Genomic DNA, 16,923 nt, shown 5'->3' on the forward strand with positions numbered 1-16,923 from the left:
TATTTATGAACCCACGCGTATTGCTCATAGAAGATGAATGGCAGCTGGCCCAGATCGTGAAAGACAGCCTGGAAACCCGCGGCTTCAGCATGTTTTGCGCCAAAGACGGCCGCGAAGGCCTTGAACTCTACCGGGAACACCAGCCGGACGTGATCGTGCTGGATATCATGATGCCGCAGATGGACGGCTTCAGCTTCGCGGAGGAAGTGCGGAAAGGCGACAAACAAACGCCCATCATTTTCCTCACGGCCAAATCGCAAACGGCGGACGTGATCAAAGGTTTTGAGACCGGGGGCAACGATTATCTTAAAAAGCCCTTCAGCATGGACGAGCTGATCGTGCGGATACGCGCGCTGCTGGGGCGTTTCCAGCAAACGCCGCAGGGCGGTGAAGACACGGTGCAGATCGGGCAGTATGCATTCAACTATACCAAACAAACCCTTACGCGCAACAACCACGCTGAATTCCTCAGCCACCGCGAAGCGGAAGTGCTCATGCGGCTTTGTAAGAACAAGAACCAGGTGATGGAACGGAAAGCTGTGCTGCAGGAGCTTTGGGGCGACGATAATTTCTTCAACGCGCGCAGCATGGACGTGTTTATTACCAAACTGAGAAGGTACCTGAAAGAAGACCCGCGGATACAGATCGTGAACATCCGGGGCATAGGTTATAAGCTGATTAGCTGAAGAGGTAGAGCACGTCTTCCTTGGTGAGTTTTTTGATGAACCCGCTGTCGTCCGCGATGATATCCTTTACCAGCGACTTCTTGCGTTCCTGCAATTCCAATATTTTTTCTTCCACGGTATCCTTACAGATCATGCGGTACGCGAAGATGTTCTTCGTTTGCCCGATACGGTGCGTCCGGTCGATGGCCTGCTGCTCCACGGCGGGGTTCCACCAAGGGTCCACGATGTACACGTAGTCTGCCGCGGTAAGGTTAAGACCCACGCCGCCGGCTTTGAGAGAGATGAGGAACACTCGGCAGTCGTCGTTTTGCTGGAAGTTCTGGATCGCTTTTTCCCTGTCCATGGTGGAAGTGCTGCCGTCGAAGTATTCGTAGGAGATCTTCATATGCGCCAGCCTGTCGCGGATGAGGCCCAGCATGCCGAGGAACTGGCTGAACACCAGCACCTTGTGATTCCCGATGTTCTCAGAGATCTCGCGGGTCAACTCATGCAGCTTCACGGAATGGTTGGGATATTTTTCCGTTTCATTCAGGATGGCGGGTGAATCGCAGATCTGGCGCAGCTTCATGAGGCCCTGCAAAATGGTAAGCTGGCTGCGTTCCATGCCCTGGTCTTCTATCACGCCAAGTATCTTGGAGCGGTATGTGTTGCGGTATGCGTCGTAGATGTGCCTTTGTTCGGGATCCATTTCGCAGAAGATCACGGTTTCGATCTTTTCCGGCAGGTCCTTCGCCACCTGCTCCTTCGTGCGGCGCAGGATGAAGGGATAGATGAGCTTTTTGAGATGATCTTTCCGCTCTTCGTCCTGGAACTTATCTATGGGCGTGGCAAATTCATTGCGGAAGAAGTCCACGCTGCCCAGCATGCCGGGGTTCAGGAAGTTCATCTGGGCGTATATGTCAAACGTATTGTTCTGCATGGGCGTACCGCTCAGCGCAATACGGTTGCGGGTATTGAGCAGCTGCGCGGCTTTGGTCACCTTGCTCTGCGGGTTTTTGATCGCCTGCGATTCATCAAGTATCACGTAATCAAAATCGATCTTCATCAGCAGCTGCACGTCGCTGCGCAGGGTGCCATAGGTGGTGATGATCACGTCGAAAGCCTGCAATTCCTCCGAAACCCTTACCCTGGCCGGGCCATGGTGAATGTGATAGGAAATGCCGGGCGTGAATTTCTTGATCTCGTTCTCCCAGTTATAGATCAGCGTGGTGGGGCAAACCACCAGCATGGTGCAGTGTTCGTGCACGTTTTTGTAGTGCTGGATGAAGGTGAGGGCCTGTACGGTTTTACCAAGACCCATGTCATCTGCCAGGATGCCGCCCCATTTTACTTCGTCCAGGTAATTCAGCCACTGGAAGCCGCTTTCCTGGTAAGGCCGCAGGTGGGCGTTCACGTTCTGCGGCAAGGGGACGTTCCTGATCTCGTCGAACTGCAGCAGCTTGCGGCGCTTTTCGTCCAGCTCCACGAGAATGGCGTCGTCGTCAATGAATTCATACAGCTCGTCTATAACGGAGAAGTTGTATTTGCTCAGCTTGAGGCCGGCGCCTTTATCTTTTTCCTCGCCTATTTTGAAAAGGAGGGAATATTTTTTCAGCCATTCTTCCGGCAGCAGGCCCAGTGTGCCATCGGCCAGCTGCACGTAATTCTGCTTGTTGGCCAGCGCGCGTTTGATGTCGCGGATGCCTACTTTCTGATCGCCGTACACCACTTCCACCTGCGCGTCGAACCAGTCGATGCCGGAGCTGATCTGCAGGTTGGTAACGGGTTTCTGCGGATTGAAACGGAAGTTGCGCAGCTGTTCGAAGCCGAATACGCGAACGTCCATTTCCTTGAGCGCGTCGAAGAAGAGGAAGAACCAGTTGTTCTTCAGCGCTTCCTTGGAGCGGAGGTAGAAATAATTATAGTTGCTGAGATGTGTAAAATTGGTGTGCAGCGTGCGAAGCCTTGCCACGAAAGCGTTTTCCGCTTCCTTGTTGCGGTGTATCACCAGCACTTTATTGCCTTCCTGCACGGTAATGCGCGTTTCTTCGTTCCACTCCACTTCATGGCCATGGTAGGCAAATCCCGGCTGGATCACGAATGTTTCGCCCATTTCTTTGAGGTAGACGCGGGTTTCCGGCACAATGTCGTCCACTTCAGCCAGCAATGCGGCGTCGAACTGAACGGGATAGTTTTTGCCGAGGGGCAGCATGACATCCTTCAGGAAGTCCTGCCACTCGGAAGACGGTACTTTCAGCGCATGCATCTGCTGGTAGCGCATGATGCTGATGCTGTCCTGCGAATTGGCGAACGTGTAGATCACGCCATTGTAGAGGAACAGCATGGGGCTGGCCCACTGGTTGGCAGAAACGTTCACGGGTTCGCCGTCTATATCCACCCAGGCGGTCACTTCCACGTGCCCGTCTACCTGGTCTGCTTTAAAATAGGGTTTCAGCGGGTCGCCTTCGACTTGTACGAGCTGGAGGTTCTTGGTCTTGAAGGGCTGCCCGTCCCTCAGCAGGAAAACAAGCCGGTGCTCCGCCAGCACGGGAAGCAGCTTCACGAGCTTCGGGTGCATGTAATCCACGATCAGCTCCATGGTTTCCATAGGCAGGCCGTCTTCATTTTCATGCATGATGTTTTCCCAGATGCCGGCGAAGGGGGAATTTTTATTGAGGAACTTGCTCACCTCCGCATGCTGCAGTTTGCGGACGGGGGTGATCAGTTCGCGGTCTTTTTCTTTGAACTGGTAAAAATCCACGTACTTGGTCAGGTCCAGCTTGCTGACGAGGGACACGAATTCGGATTCGTCCTCGTTGGCGTCGCCGCTTACCAGTTCCGCCTGGAAGTAGGGGAACAGCGTATCGTTGGCATTTAGTACCACGCCCAGGCGGCGTGTAGCCGTGATCGTTTCCTCCGGTTCGGGCTCAGGCTTGGCGTTGGCCGGGGCTTCCACCTTTTTGATGGTGGGGTCCAGCACGCGCAGGAAGGGTTTGCCGTTCAGGTAGGAAAAAGCAAATTTCCCGTTCAGGTCGTCGCTGAGGGAATAGCCGTATGAAGAAAGGAGTTTGTTCTTTTCCTTGTCCCAGTTGCGGAGCGTATCAAAATAAAAAGGGCCGTGCGCATGCAGCAGCTGCAGGAACAGGGCGGTCTTATGCACGCACACGGGGTGCTCGTGCTCGTCGCAGGTGCAATGGGTATCGAAGTTCCGTTCTTCATTCCTTTGAAGGATGAGGGGATACTTCTTTCCTTCGTGCCGCAGTTCTGCTTCCACTTTCTCGTCCTTGGCGGATTTGATCACAGCCTGCGTTTTCCGCAGGATGCGTTCCGCTTCGGCCATGATAGTACTGGAAGTAAGCAGCTTGATCGTTTTAAGATCGATGGATTTCATTTTCACCAGCGTGTGCTGCTGGTCGTATTGCGTTTCGAAGGATTCGAAATGATTCCGGTCCAGCATTTCCTGGAGCTGGAAAAGAGCAGCCGCTTCGTGCCTGCAAATGTCGCCAAGGTTGTAAGGGCATTGGCAGCGCACGCTCATGGTAGCGGGCTCGTGGTATTTGTTGATGGTAACTTTATAATAATTGGCATGCGTGTCGCTCTTCACGCGGAAAGAGGCGGAACGCAGCACAGGATCGCCTTCCAGCAGCTCCACGCCGCCTGTTGCAAAGATGCGTTTCCCCCGGCGGATCACCTCGTCGGTTCCGTTGTTGTATACATATTTTAATAAATGGGGCAGCGACATGCTTATCCTGTGATCGCCTTTTTTTGCATGAGCCAGGGTTATGTAACAAAATCTTATGCCTCAATCTATCGGACTTTTACTGGTCTTTTACGCAGTTCATCTTAAAAATCGGCTCATGAAAAGGCAATCCACAAAAGTAAGCATAAAAATCCAAATAGCGCGTGTGAAAGGGAACAGAATAGCACGTTAGGGTGAAGCGCGCGCGAAAATTGTGCAACGGAAACAAAAAATTATCCATTGAGCCAGGGGGTCATATGACGCTACTTTTGTATAAAATTTTATCTATGGGAAACACACAACTTTTAGACAACGCGAAAACAAGGAACCTGGGATTATTAATTCTCCGCGCAGGAGTCGGCATATTATTTTTCGTTTTCGGATGGCAGAAGATCGCCGGGGGCGAGCAGGTATGGAACGGTGTAGGCGGCGCCATGCAGTTCGTAGGCATTTCCGCCTGGCCGGTGTTTTGGGGGCTGATGGCCACGCTGGCTGAGTTTGCCGGCGGCCTGTTGCTTGCTGTCGGGCTGTTCACCCGCCCGGCCGCCGCTTTCCTGGCCTTCACCATGATCATGGCCACCATCCTGAAAGGCGCTACCGGCACGGGTATCATGGACTGGTACGCTCCATTCACCATGCTGCTGATCATGATCTTCTTTATCATGAACGGAGGCGGCGTGTATTCTATTGACAGCGTGATCCGTTCCAAAAAACACGCGGGCAAGCTGGCCGCTTAAAAATATAAGGGAACCAATCAAAAAAGGGTGAGCTTTCTTATTGAAACTCACCCTTTTCCGTACATATTATTTTTCTTTTACCAATTCGCCGTTCCGGAGTATAGGCAGCACGTTGGCACCGTCCGGCGTGAGGCAGAAGCGGATATCCTCTTCCAGCCCGTAACGCGCAAGGCGCTGGTAGTGGCTGGCTTTTTTCATGAAGGAAAAAAGATCGTCTTTTGCGTGTTGGTAAAGCGTTTCAGCAGCAATTGCGGAATCGCAGTTCACGTCAAAATGTTCGCGGATGCGGCTAACCACGGCGCCGGCAAACAGGGTGTCTTCCATGTTCACCCGGTCTTTCCACGCAGCGCAGCCCAATATCACGTTCTGGCCCTGGGAAATAAGGTATTCGCAAACGGAGGAAATATTCGGGAAGGAACCGGTGATGATCTGCACAGCGTCCTTGGCCATATGCAGCAGCTTGGTGCCGTTGGTGGTGGTGAGCACCAGCACTTTGCCGCCGATGAACTCTTCGGGGTATTCGAAAGGGGAATTGCCGTGCAGCAACCCTTCCGCGATCTTACCGTCTCTTTCACCCGCGGTAATGGCATTCAGCTGGCGGCCGATGCTTACACATTCTTCTACGGTGGCCACCGGTATTACTTTGGCGGCGCCGTTATACAGTGCCGTGCAAATGGTGGACGTAGCCCGCAGCACGTCTATGATCACGACAATGCTGTTCTTTACGTCGTACAGGTGCAAAAGGGCCGGTGATAAACAGACTTCCAGCCTGGGTTTGGTATTCTCGGTCATTCTTTTTCGTTTCTTTTTAATCCAGGATCACCCGCCACTTCTCACTTTCCGCGTACTCCTTGATGATCTTATTACGCAGCTGCAACAGCCGTTTCATGTATTTCCTCAGGTATATCTTTTCAAACCACTTGCCAAACCTGCCGTAAGGCGTGCCAAATTCCATAATATCTATCATCACCGTGCCGTTCTCGATCTCGCGGAAAAAGTGCTCGTGTTTCATGAAGGTGAAATCGCCCTTTTCCATCTCGTCGCAGAAGTACTGCGGCTTTTGCATCGCGGTGATCCTCACGGTCAGCTCCCGCATTTTGGTGAGGTGCTTCGCCCGCCAGGTAACCGTTTCATCATAGTCAATCAAACCACTGGTGCGGCCTTTGACGGCCTCTTCCTGTAAATGTTCCATGCTGCGTTTGTGCAGCGTAATGCTCCGGCTCAGGTCAAATACCCGGGGCACCGGCGCATGAATAACGGTGGTAAGATGAATAAGCGGCATGGCAGTGTACTTTAACAGATATGGTTCTTTGGCAAAATAGGCTTCAATAACGCTGCTCTTCCCTTAAAATTGTCCTTCCCGGCTTATCCCAGGAAAGGCACTTTCACAACTTTCGCTTTCAGGAGCTTATCGCGCACTGCAATATATATCTCTGAATCGAGGGTTGCAAAGGCTGTTTTAACATATCCCAGCCCGATGGCCTTCTGGAGGGAAGGAGACTGGGTGCCGGAGGTTACCCTGCCGATGGTATTGCCGGCCGCGTCTTTGATCTCGTAGTCGTGGCGGGGAATGCCTTTATCTATCATTTCAAAACCTACCAGTTTCTGTTGGATGCCGTCAGCCTTCAGCTTTTCGATGATGGGGCGGGCGGTGAAGTCTTTGGTGAATTTGGTGATCCAGCCAAGACCTGCTTCCAGCGGGCTGGTGCGGTCGTCGATGTCGTTGCCGTAGAGGCAGAAGCCCATTTCGAGGCGAAGCGTGTCCCTGGCGCCCAGCCCGATGGGCTTGATGCCTTTGGAAGCGCCTGCGGCGAAAATGGCGTCCCAGATCTTGTCTGCCGCGCCATCCCTGTCTTCAAAATATATTTCGATGCCGCCCGCACCGGTGTAGCCCGTGGCGCTGATCAGCACGTTTTCCACCCCGGCAAAGGTGCCTTTCACGAAGGTGTAATATTTCAGGTTCACGATGTCCTTGTCTGTGAGGCTTTGCAGCGCGCTGGTGGCATTGGGCCCCTGGATGGCCAGCAGGCAGGTCTTATCGGAAATATCATGCATTTCAACGCCCTTGGTGTTGAAGCGGCTGATCCAGTTCCAGTCCTTTTCGATATTGCTGGCATTCACCACCAGCATATACACTTTATTTTCCTCGATGCAATATACCAGCAGATCATCCACAATGCCGCCTTCTTCATTGGGCAGGCAGCTGTACTGGGCTTTGCCGGCTGTGAGTTTGGATGCATCGTTGGTGGTTACACGCTGGATGAGGTCCAGGGCATTTTCGCCTTTGAGGATGAATTCGCCCATATGGCTCACGTCAAACACTCCCACACTGTTCCGCACTGCTGCATGTTCATCATTAATGCCCGTGTAGGAAATAGGCATGTTGTAGCCCGCAAAAGGGGCCATTTTAGCGCCCAGCGCAATGTGTTTGTGTGTAAATGGCGTGTTTTTCATTGAGTAAAATGTTTCTGTTTTGTTGTAACCCGTTCAGAGTGCGGCAAATTTAGCATATAATTTGAGTATTAAACAAAGAGGGGGACGGCGCCAGACAATCCTGTGATAATTACAGCGTTTGATCACCGATTCCCTATTTTTGTCATCAAATTCCCCTTGCAGTGAAAAAGATCTACCTGTTACTGCCGCTTGTTTCCATTGCGATGGCGGCTTACCCGCAGAAGAAAGCAGACCGCAAAACCCTCGGAAACCTGCAGACCCATATAACCTACCTCTCATCAGACAAGCTGGAGGGCAGGCGCACCGGCACTCCCGGGGAGCAGCTGGCCGCCGCTTACATCGCGGAACAGATGAAACTCGCCGGCCTCAGCCCGAAAGGGGACAACGGCTTCCTGCAAACCTTCACCGTCAGGGAAGGGAGAGAACCAGGGAACAATACCAAACTGGTGGTAAACCACAAGGCCCTGCCTGCGGAACAATACGTGCCGCTGCCCTTTTCCGCCGCCAAAGCCGCCAAAGGTGAAGTGCTGCCGGGCGTGAACGAGCCGGATAATGTATGGCTCATCAATGTAAAGGCTTCGGAAGATGAGATCAATCCCCACGGATCGCCGCTTGAGTTTTACCAGAAAAAAACCAAAGAAGCCAAAGCAAACGGTGCTACCGGTATCGTATTCTTCAACGGCCCGGAAGATTTCCGCACCGTGAGCCGCTGGCTGGACGGGAAAGAAGAAACGCCCCTCGCCATTCCCGCCGTTTGGGTGGGGCCGGAAGCCAGCAAAATATTGTCGGCAGACGATGCGAACGGCTTCCAGCTGGACCTGCAGGTGGATTTTAAACCCAGCAAACGCACCGGCACCAACGTGGTAGGGTATATCGATAACGGCGCCGCCACAACCGTGGTGCTGGGCGCGCATTACGACCATCTTGGTTACGGCGAGGACCATAACTCCCTCGCTCCCGGCGAAAAGGCCATTCATAACGGGGCTGACGATAACGCCAGCGGAACCGCGGCGCTCATTGAGCTGGGCAGGCTGCTGAAAGCCTCCAAGCTGAAAAATAACAATTATTTATTGGTGGCCTTTTCAGGAGAAGAGCTTGGCCTTTTCGGCAGTAAATATTTCACCGAACACCCTGCTGTGCCCGCTTCCAGCTTTAATTATATGGTGAATATGGACATGGTGGGCCGCCTCACGAAAGACAAAGGGCTCCAGATAGGCGGCACCGGCACTTCTCCCGCCTGGGGCGCCGTGCTGAAATCCGCCGTTCCTGCCGACCTGAAAGTGAGTTACGATTCCTCCGGCACCGGCCCGTCTGACCATACATCGTTCTACCGCAAAGATGTACCCGTCCTGTTTTTCTTCACCGGCACTCACGCCGACTACCACAAGCCCGGCGACGATGCGGACAAGATCAATTACGAAGGCGGCCTCACCGTGGTGAAGCTGGTGTACGATATCGTGGCAAAAACCAACAGCAGCCCCAAGCTCGCCTTCACCAAAACCCGTGAGCAGCAAATGGGCAGCAGCGCGCGTTTCTCCGTAACCCTCGGCATCATGCCCGATTACACCTGGACGAAAGGCGGCGTAAAAGTGGATGGTGTAACCGATGGAAAACCCGCCCGGAAAGCCGGCATCCTCACCGGCGACCTCATCACCCAACTGGGCGATTACCCCGTTTCAGACATCGAAACGTACATGAACGCACTGGGAAAATTCAAGTCCGGCGACAAAACGACGGTGAAAGTAAAGCGCGGCGCTGCCGATAAAGTATTTGATATCAGTTTTTAATCGCGCTTTTTATAACTTGCAGCATGCGTTATATCATTTTTACGCTGGCCCTGTTGGCCGCTGCTTCGTGTAACCCTGTCCGTGAAAAGACAGATACCACTAATTATGATGTGATAGATGCGAAATGTTACGTGCTGCGGGAGCATCCCATCCGCGCAGACAGTGCCGTGAACGCCCGCCGCGACAGTATTGTGAGCTTCCTGGAAGCGAATGATTATAAAGCGAGGTATATCAGGAAAGACAGCCTGATGTTCCGCCGCGCCAACGGATTACAGGTTGAAATTGTGCTGCCTGCCCCCGCAGATGCCTGGGAATCCGGAACCATTATTGTTTTTGATCCACAGAAAAATCCGCTCTTCGTGAACCTGCATAAAGGAACATCGCAGGTGAAGCAGTATGTAAGCGGTCAATGAATCCCTAAAATTTTATCCCTTGCCAGTTCATCAACATATCAGGGTGACGGCAGATGCCGTAGTATTGAGATTTACATCAAAAGAAGGAATGATGGTGCTGCTTAGCAAGCGCAGCATACCGCCGCATATCTTCAAATGGGGCCTGCCCGGCGGGTTCGTGCAGAACGACGAGCCGCTTGAAGACGCCGTTCACCGCGAGATCCGCGACGAAACCGGGCTGAAGGTGAATTACCTGGAGCAGATGCGCACCTGGGGCCACCCGGACCGCGACCCCCGCGGGCGCATCCTTTGCGTGGCGCACCTCGGGCTGGTGAAGCCTTCCGCGTCCAAACTCATCCTGGGCGCGGGAAACAAAGAAGCCCGCTGGTATCCTGTAAAAGACCTGCCTGCCACTGCGTTCGACCATGCAGAAGTGATCAATGGCGCCATCGATCATCTCCGCACACGCCTGCGCTCCGAGCCGCTGGCTTTTGAGCTGCTGGACCAGAAGTTTCCCGTTTCAGAACTGGAAAAACTCTACGAATGGGTCTACAACCGGCAGATCGACCGCCGGAACTTCCAGAAAAAAATGCATACGCTGGGATTGCTGGCCATCCAGCAGGAAAAAATGAAACATCCTTTACAAGGCCGTCCGGCTCAATTATATAGCTTCAACCGGCAAAAATTCGCTGAATTGAAGCAAAAGAGCGGTTATATCGAGATTTTCTCCTAATCAATTGACATTCAGCTTTTTCGCCTTTTTTACACAAAAAACATATTCACTTTAAATAAAATATCAAAAGTTTGTGTAAAAATTACGTAAATATGCTTATGCATACTACCAAACGCTTATCTGTATTGAATTTCATTGTTTTGGAACGGGAATGATGCGCATAAGTTCACATTGAAGCCTTACATTCGTAGAGAACAACCTTCGCGGCATATGGAGAACCTCATTTTACTGGCAGACGCATACAAAAATTCCCATCATAAGCTCTACGTTCCCGGCACTTCACATATCTATTCTTACCTGGAGAGCAGGGGCGGCCGGTTTGAAGAAACGGTTTTCTACGGCCTGCAATATTTCCTGAAAGCATACCTGGAGGGCCCGGTGATCACCGCGGAAAAGATCCGCGAAGCGGGACAGATGCTGCCCGAAGTGTTTGGCCGCAACGACGTGTACGACGCTTCACGGTTTGAATACATCCTTGCCAGACATGGCGGGCATTTGCCCGTGAAGATCCGCGCTGTGCCCGAAGGAACGGTAGTGCCGGTGAAAAACGTGCTGATGACCATTGAGAATACCGACCCGGCTTGTTACTGGCTCACCAATTTCCTGGAAACGCTGCTCATGCAGGTGTGGTACCCTTGTACCGTCGCCACATTGTCGCGGGAGATCAAAAAAGTGGTGCTGAAATATTACAAGGCTACTGCCAGCGGGGCTTTCTTTGACGGGATCGACTTCGTGCTGAATGATTTCGGGTTCCGCGGCGCCAGTTCTGTAGAAGGCGCGGGCATCGGCGGGAGCGCGCACCTGGTCAACTTCAGCGGCAGTGATACGCTGGTGGCTTCCACTTTTGCCAAAAGATATTATCACGCAGCATCCGCGCCCGGTCTTTCCATCCCGGCCACGGAGCATTCCATTGTTACATTGCTGGGGGAGGAAGGTGAAGCTGATATTTTTAAACATGTGCTGGACACGTTCCCCGAAGGCACCATCGCCTGCGTGTCTGACTCCTACAATATTTTCCGCGCCTGTTCAGAATATTGGGGCACAGAACTGAAAGAGCAGGTGCTGGCGCGGAAAGGCACGCTGGTGATCCGCCCGGATTCCGGCGACCCCGTGCGCACCTTGCTGGAAGTGTTCAGTATCCTGATGGACAAATTCGGTTTCACGCTCAACGAAAAAGGCTATAAAGTGCTGCCACCGCAGGTGCGGGTGATACAGGGAGACGGGATCAGTTATACTTCCATCCCCGAGATATACGAAGCGCTGAAACAGGCCGGCGTAAGCGCTGAAAATCTCGTGCTGGGCATGGGCGGCGCGCTGCTCCAGCGCGTGAACCGCGATACGCAGGAATTTGCGCTGAAATGCTCGTACGCGGAAATAAACGGCCAAAGCGTGGACGTATACAAATCGCCCGTGGAAATGGATGCGGAGGGCCGGCTCCGCACTTCCTTTAAAAAGTCGAAAGCCGGGAAGCTCAAGCTGGTGAAGGATCTGGATGGTTTCAAAACCTTGCCGCTCGCAGAAAGGCCCGATGCGGAAGACCTGCTCCAGACGGTGTTTGAGAACGGGAAAGTGGTAAAGGACCGGCGGTTTGAGGATATACGGAAACTGGCGGCATTGTAGTATATTAGTAATACTATGAAATATTTATCCCGCCCTGCGGTGCAATTGTTGATCCTCTCTGCCTTAACAGCTGTCATCGGCCTGATCCCGGGCACAGATTCAGCCACGGACCTGCATTTGCATGATACTTATTTTGTCATCTCCTTTCTCCACCTGAACCTGTTCCTGGGATTGATCCTGCTGGCGGAGGCCGGGATATATGCGGCCACGGAGGGATTTAAGCAATGGAAATGGTTACAGGTGCTTCATGTGATCAGCGTTCCACCGGTGATCGTCATACTTATTCTTTCCGCTATTCCTGCTACCATGCGCTGGTATGGCGACGTTGGTGTCGATACTTCTCCCTGGAACAATGAGGTTGTGCTCATGATCGCCAGGATATGCATCCTGTTATTTATCGCCTGCCAGATCGGGTTCATTGTAAATGTGATCGCAGGTTTCATCAGGGGCAGGAAAAACGGTTTCCTGCAAACCTGGCATGCCCATACCGCCGCCTGGCAGTTATATTTCATTGCCTTGCTGGTACTCGTTTTCGCGATCACCGTCGGTCTCTTCGACGATACGCTGCCTTATGTATTCCTTTTATTCTTCATGATAGCCGCATTTATTGCCGCCCAGGCGGGCATGTATGTTTTCACCTCCCGGTTCAGGCAATGGCGGTGGCTACGGATCGTGCATGTAGCGAGCATTATTGTGGCTTTTGTGATGGGGGTGATCTTATTGTATGCATTCATGGAAGACAAGGCATCTTCCATAGTGACCTATTCCATATGGGAACCGCCCGGGGCTTTGGCAACGGCTGAGAAGATCGTATTTTTTGCAGGGCAGGCGGCTTTTATTGTGAATGTTGCCGCCGGGCTTTTCCGGGGTAAAAAATCTCTCACCGCATGAAATACTTATCCCGGCCCGATATCCAGCTATATCTCATCGCTGTCCTGACATACGCCGCAGGGGTGATTGTCTCCGCCAATACAGCGCAGGACATTCATATGCACGACGTTTACAACGCCAGCGAAGGAATGGGAACCGCCGCGCAGCTGGGATTGTTCATTGCGCTGGAGGCGATCGTATATACCGTTACCCAGCGGTTCAGGCAGTCACGCATATTGCAGGTGCTGCATGTAGCCAGCGTGCCGCTCTTTCCTTTCGCTTACCTCTTTACCATCGCACCTGCCATGCCCCGCCGTTATTATGATTATGAAGGAGGGCCTTACCAGTTAGACAAACCTTTCAATACACTCACGTACATCGCGCTGCTGGTGTTTATAACCGGCCAGGTCATATTTATTGTGAACCTTGTAAACGGGTTCCGCCGCGGGAGAAGAGCGCCGCAGGAAGAGGGCACCCACATGCTATCCCCGGCTTCTTCTGCTATCCAAATGCTTACCATCGCATTGATGATGCTTGCCGCAGGGATAACAACGCAACTCTCTTTTGTGGCGGGCATTTTTCTCGAAGGCTTTATACCTGCCGCGACCGTCGCTGCTTTTTTTGCTTTCGAAGCGCTGGTATATGCGCTCACAGCACGTTTCAGGCAATCGCCGCTTTTACAGCGTTTGCATATAGTCAGCACCTTTGTGCTATCCCTTGCACTGTTCTTCTTCTACTATTTTGTTTTGCTCGATAATCTGCCCCCCGGTTATCATTTCAACATCTCCATTGATCTTCCAACGGCTTTATACTGGTTTATCCCTATCGTATTCTTTGCCGGGCTGGCCGTGTTTGCCATCAATGTTATCTTGGGTTTCGTCCGCGGGAAAAAATAACCTCGTCGCCGGCCCAACAGAAAAAATTCAAAATGATGCTATTTTAACAAATATTTATGTTAATCGCCCGCAAACGGCACAATAACGCAACACATTGCCGGTCGGAATATTTTTCGCATATTGCGCCCCTATGCGGAAAGCTTTATCAGCTCTATCATTGTGCGTGTTGGCAAGCTCTGGTTTAAAGGCGCAGGACTCTCTCCTTGCCCATAGAAAAAACAGCTTCTTTCCCTTGCCCGTGCTCGGTTATTCTCCCGAAAAGGGCCTGGAACTCGGCGTGGCGGCGCTTTACTCTTATTATGGCGATAAAAAGAATCCGTCTCCTTTTACCCGCAACTCCACTGCCAGCCTGCTCGCCACCTTCACTACCAACAAACAGTTCAAAATAGACCTGCGTACAGATAACTGGACGAGGAACAATGACTGGCACATCAAAACCAACGTCCGCTACCACGATTTCCCGGTCTATTTCTACGGCCTTGGCGATACCACACATTATGCAGACCGTTCTCTCGTGGGCAATCAACGTTATAAATTACTGGCGGAAGCCGAAAGGCGCATCACCAGCCACTTTTATGCAGGCCTTTCCGTCACCTACCAGCACGACGTGTTCACCCAGGATGAAAATAAAGGCATCTATCCCGAAACGGCGCTTGTGGATAAAGAAGGCGGCTACGCCACTTTCCTGGGTGTTACCGCTATCTATGACAACCGCGATAACCAGAACTACTGTACCCTGGGCACCTACGCCCGCCTGACCATGGCTTATGCCCCGCAGTTCCTCAGCAAGCACCCGCTGTGGCGTATGGAAGTGAAGGCCAGCAAGTTTTTCCGCATTTCCCAACGCAGCACGCTTGGCGTGAACGGCTACGGGCAGTCCCTCCAGGGGAAAACGCTGCCATTCTACCTGCTGCCGGAACTTGGTAGCGACAATATCATGCGCGGGTACTATACCGGCCGCTACCGCGACCAGAACTATCTCGCCGCACAAGCGGAGTACCGCTACTACTTCGACCCGAAGATGCATATCAACATGTGGTTCATAGACATGAAGCCCACCTTTGCCCTGGCGGCCTTTGCCGGCACAGGCACTGTATTCTCCAACCGCAATTTTGCGCTGGACCGGCTGAAACCCAATTACGGCCTGGGTATCCGCTATTTTTACGACAAGCATACCCGCCTGACCGTGCGGCTGGATTATGGCTGGGGTGAAAAAAGAACGGGAGAGAAGCGGCAGAGCGGCTTCTACCTTTCCGTATCAGAAGCCTTCTAAAAGTTCAGGGCATAAAAAAGGCCGCCCCATGCGGGAGCAGCCGGTATCTGGAGTAAGTTTGAATTAGCGTTTTACGTACTTCACCATGGCGTACAGGAACATTGCAGCGAAAATGATGATGCAGAACCAGGTGCCGAAATGGCCGATCTTATTGCCGAGTTCGTAGGTAGAATTAAGTAATACAGTCAGCAGCATGATATACAGTTTTTAAATATTTCAGGGGGCAAGTTAGCGCATTATACCGAAATAGACAATGAGTTTCCTCATTTCCTTCCCGTTAAAAAATTTTTCCCGGCCCCCCGTTTCCTGCTGACACACCGCTGTCAATCCCCCGCATGATCTTTGTACCATCACCTTCAAACGCGCTGATCATGAAAAACAAAGTTTGCTACCTGTTCGTCTTCAACGGTTATTCCGACTGGGAACCCGCACTGGCGGCCGCTGCGCTGCAGCAGTTCTCCGAATATGAAGTACGCCCCTTTTCCATCGACGGCAAAGCTGTTATTTCAGCCGCCAATCTCCAGGTCATCCCGCAGCTGTCGCTGGCGGAAGTAGAAGCAGACTTTGCAGACATCGTAATATTGCCCGGAGGCGCCGCCTGGAGCGAAGGCAGGAACCGGGAGATCTCCCCGTTTATCATGGACGTTCTTCACAAAGGCAAGCTGCTGGCCGCCATCTGCGACGCCACACTTTACCTCGCCAGCGAAGGCATCCTGGATGATATTCCCCATACCAGCAACGACCTGGGCCTGCTGAAACAAGCGGTTCCGGAATATAAGGGGGAGGCGAATTATGTAATGAAACCAGCAGTTACGGCAGACCACGTAATTACTGCCAATGGCACGGCGGGTACGGCTTTCGCCCATGCGATCGTGTCTAAGCTCGGGCTGCCGGAGAACAATGAACAATTTGCTTTCTGGTTCGGCTTCTTTCATAAACCCGAATTCCAAAGCCTTTGGCATGAGTGATTCTTAGCGGGTCATTTTGCTTTTTCTTTCAGCATTACTTCTATCAGCTTGTATTCGTACGCACCTATGTCCTGGATCTTCGGGTCGCGGGGGATACGGTTTATTTTGAGCTTGTAGATATTTTCCTTTTCGAAAGTGAATCCTTCAATGGGCTCCAACAGCTTGTCCCAGGTTTCGTTGGCCGGCACCATCATTTTATCGCCGTACTGCACCTGGTAACATTTCATTTTGCCGAAACCAGGGCCACGGTCGCACTCTTCCTCAGCCTTCACCCATACGATCAGTTCTTTATTGCCGGGAGCGGGCTTTTCTTTCTTTACCAGCGTAAGCCCGTCTGTACCATAATCGCTGCCGGTATATCGGAGACTTTCTCCTTCCTGCCGGAAGGTAAGCGTGTCTTTCTCCGGGTTGCCGCTGCCCACGGTAACGAGTGTGACCACTATGCCACTGTCTTGCAAGGCCCAGTTGCCGATCTGCACTACTTCAGGCGTTGCGTTCAGGTAATCTGTCGTCATTTCCGCATCGTTGGCAGGGCGGAGATTGAGCGTGATGTGCCTGCCGGGGCTGGAAGCCGCTGCCAGGCTGGCTTCGTAATATCCTTCAGCGGGTGAGGTTTGTGTTATGGCCGTACTGTCGGTTGCATTCGTCTTCGGGTTATTCTGGCAGGCGGTGAAAGCCAGCGCTGCCGAAAGTACCAGGATATGATGCTGTTTCATAAGATCGTTTTACAGGATAACAAACAAAAAGCATTTGTGTTGATCCTGCATTATTGTTCCATCATCGTTAAAA

General features: G+C 52.3%; 16 protein-coding genes. 10 read left to right on the forward strand and 6 right to left on the reverse strand.

Features of this window, described 5'->3' with window-relative positions:
* Positions 1–5: 5 nt before the first annotated feature.
* Positions 6–686, forward strand: coding sequence for a response regulator transcription factor (locus R3I13_RS05910; protein ID WP_346317004.1), 681 nt, complete (start codon positions 6–8; stop codon positions 684–686).
* Here the strand turns inward: R3I13_RS05910 and R3I13_RS05915 are convergent.
* On the reverse strand, positions 679–4,407 hold the full coding sequence (locus tag R3I13_RS05915) for an SNF2-related protein (protein WP_346317005.1): 3,729 nt from the start codon (positions 4,405–4,407) through the stop codon (positions 679–681). The genes R3I13_RS05910 and R3I13_RS05915 overlap by 8 nt on opposite strands.
* Positions 4,408–4,691: 284 nt before the next feature.
* Here R3I13_RS05915 and R3I13_RS05920 point away from each other — a divergent pair, with 284 nt between their 5' ends.
* Positions 4,692–5,141 carry a DoxX family protein gene (locus R3I13_RS05920; RefSeq protein ID WP_346317006.1) on the forward strand — a complete coding sequence of 150 codons (450 nt, stop codon included), beginning with the start codon at positions 4,692–4,694 and terminating at the stop codon, positions 5,139–5,141.
* Between the two features lie 66 nt (positions 5,142–5,207).
* Here R3I13_RS05920 and R3I13_RS05925 read toward each other — a convergent pair whose 3' ends face one another.
* The 3 genes from R3I13_RS05925 to gcvT form a co-directional block, all read right to left on the reverse strand.
* The gene (locus tag R3I13_RS05925; protein WP_346317007.1) at positions 5,208–5,933 is read right to left on the reverse strand and encodes a 2-phosphosulfolactate phosphatase; all 726 of its coding nucleotides are present in this window, start codon (positions 5,931–5,933) and stop codon (positions 5,208–5,210) included.
* 16 nt (positions 5,934–5,949) lie between these two features.
* Positions 5,950–6,423 (reverse strand): SRPBCC family protein, encoded by a 474-nt coding sequence (locus tag R3I13_RS05930; protein WP_346317008.1) that lies wholly within the window; start codon positions 6,421–6,423, stop codon positions 5,950–5,952.
* Between the two features lie 83 nt (positions 6,424–6,506).
* On the reverse strand, positions 6,507–7,595 hold the full coding sequence (gene gcvT, locus R3I13_RS05935; protein ID WP_346317009.1) for a glycine cleavage system aminomethyltransferase GcvT: 1,089 nt from the start codon (positions 7,593–7,595) through the stop codon (positions 6,507–6,509).
* 161 nt (positions 7,596–7,756) lie between these two features.
* Between gcvT and R3I13_RS05940 the strand changes: the two genes are divergently transcribed.
* The 7 genes from R3I13_RS05940 (at position 7,757) to R3I13_RS05970 (ending at position 15,166) form a co-directional block, all read left to right on the forward strand.
* Positions 7,757–9,382, forward strand: a complete 1,626-nt coding sequence (locus R3I13_RS05940; RefSeq protein ID WP_346317010.1) for a M28 family peptidase — start codon at positions 7,757–7,759, stop codon at positions 9,380–9,382.
* A 23-nt stretch (positions 9,383–9,405) separates the two neighbouring features.
* Positions 9,406–9,795, forward strand: coding sequence for a hypothetical protein (locus R3I13_RS05945; protein WP_346317011.1), 390 nt, complete (start codon positions 9,406–9,408; stop codon positions 9,793–9,795).
* Between the two features lie 19 nt (positions 9,796–9,814).
* A complete protein-coding gene (locus R3I13_RS05950) occupies positions 9,815–10,507 on the forward strand; it encodes an NUDIX domain-containing protein (protein ID WP_346317012.1) in 693 nt (230 codons plus the stop codon).
* A gap of 210 nt (positions 10,508–10,717) precedes the next feature.
* Positions 10,718–12,127: a nicotinate phosphoribosyltransferase gene (locus R3I13_RS05955; protein WP_346317013.1), complete on the forward strand. Its 1,410-nt coding sequence runs from the start codon at positions 10,718–10,720 to the stop codon at positions 12,125–12,127.
* A gap of 15 nt (positions 12,128–12,142) precedes the next feature.
* Positions 12,143–13,018, forward strand: coding sequence for a hypothetical protein (locus tag R3I13_RS05960; RefSeq protein ID WP_346317014.1), 876 nt, complete (start codon positions 12,143–12,145; stop codon positions 13,016–13,018).
* Positions 13,015–13,893: a hypothetical protein gene (locus R3I13_RS05965; protein ID WP_346317015.1), complete on the forward strand. Its 879-nt coding sequence runs from the start codon at positions 13,015–13,017 to the stop codon at positions 13,891–13,893. The genes R3I13_RS05960 and R3I13_RS05965 overlap by 4 nt, the downstream gene beginning before the upstream one ends.
* A 238-nt stretch (positions 13,894–14,131) precedes the next feature.
* On the forward strand, positions 14,132–15,166 hold the full coding sequence (locus R3I13_RS05970; protein WP_346317734.1) for a BamA/TamA family outer membrane protein: 1,035 nt from the start codon (positions 14,132–14,134) through the stop codon (positions 15,164–15,166).
* Between the two features lie 63 nt (positions 15,167–15,229).
* Here the strand turns inward: R3I13_RS05970 and R3I13_RS05975 are convergent, their stop codons facing one another.
* Positions 15,230–15,361 (reverse strand): hypothetical protein, encoded by a 132-nt coding sequence (locus R3I13_RS05975; protein WP_346317016.1) that lies wholly within the window; start codon positions 15,359–15,361, stop codon positions 15,230–15,232.
* 176 nt (positions 15,362–15,537) lie between these two features.
* Between R3I13_RS05975 and R3I13_RS05980 the strand changes: the two genes are divergently transcribed.
* Positions 15,538–16,134 carry a DJ-1/PfpI family protein gene (locus R3I13_RS05980; RefSeq protein ID WP_346317017.1) on the forward strand — a complete coding sequence of 199 codons (597 nt, stop codon included), beginning with the start codon at positions 15,538–15,540 and terminating at the stop codon, positions 16,132–16,134.
* 11 nt (positions 16,135–16,145) lie between these two features.
* Here R3I13_RS05980 and R3I13_RS05985 read toward each other — a convergent pair whose 3' ends face one another.
* Positions 16,146–16,850 (reverse strand): DUF4377 domain-containing protein, encoded by a 705-nt coding sequence (locus tag R3I13_RS05985; RefSeq protein WP_346317018.1) that lies wholly within the window; start codon positions 16,848–16,850, stop codon positions 16,146–16,148.
* Between the last annotated feature and the right edge of the window lie 73 nt (positions 16,851–16,923).

Source organism: Chitinophaga sp. YIM B06452 (assembly GCF_039655965.1).
GTDB lineage: Bacteria > Bacteroidota > Bacteroidia > Chitinophagales > Chitinophagaceae > Chitinophaga.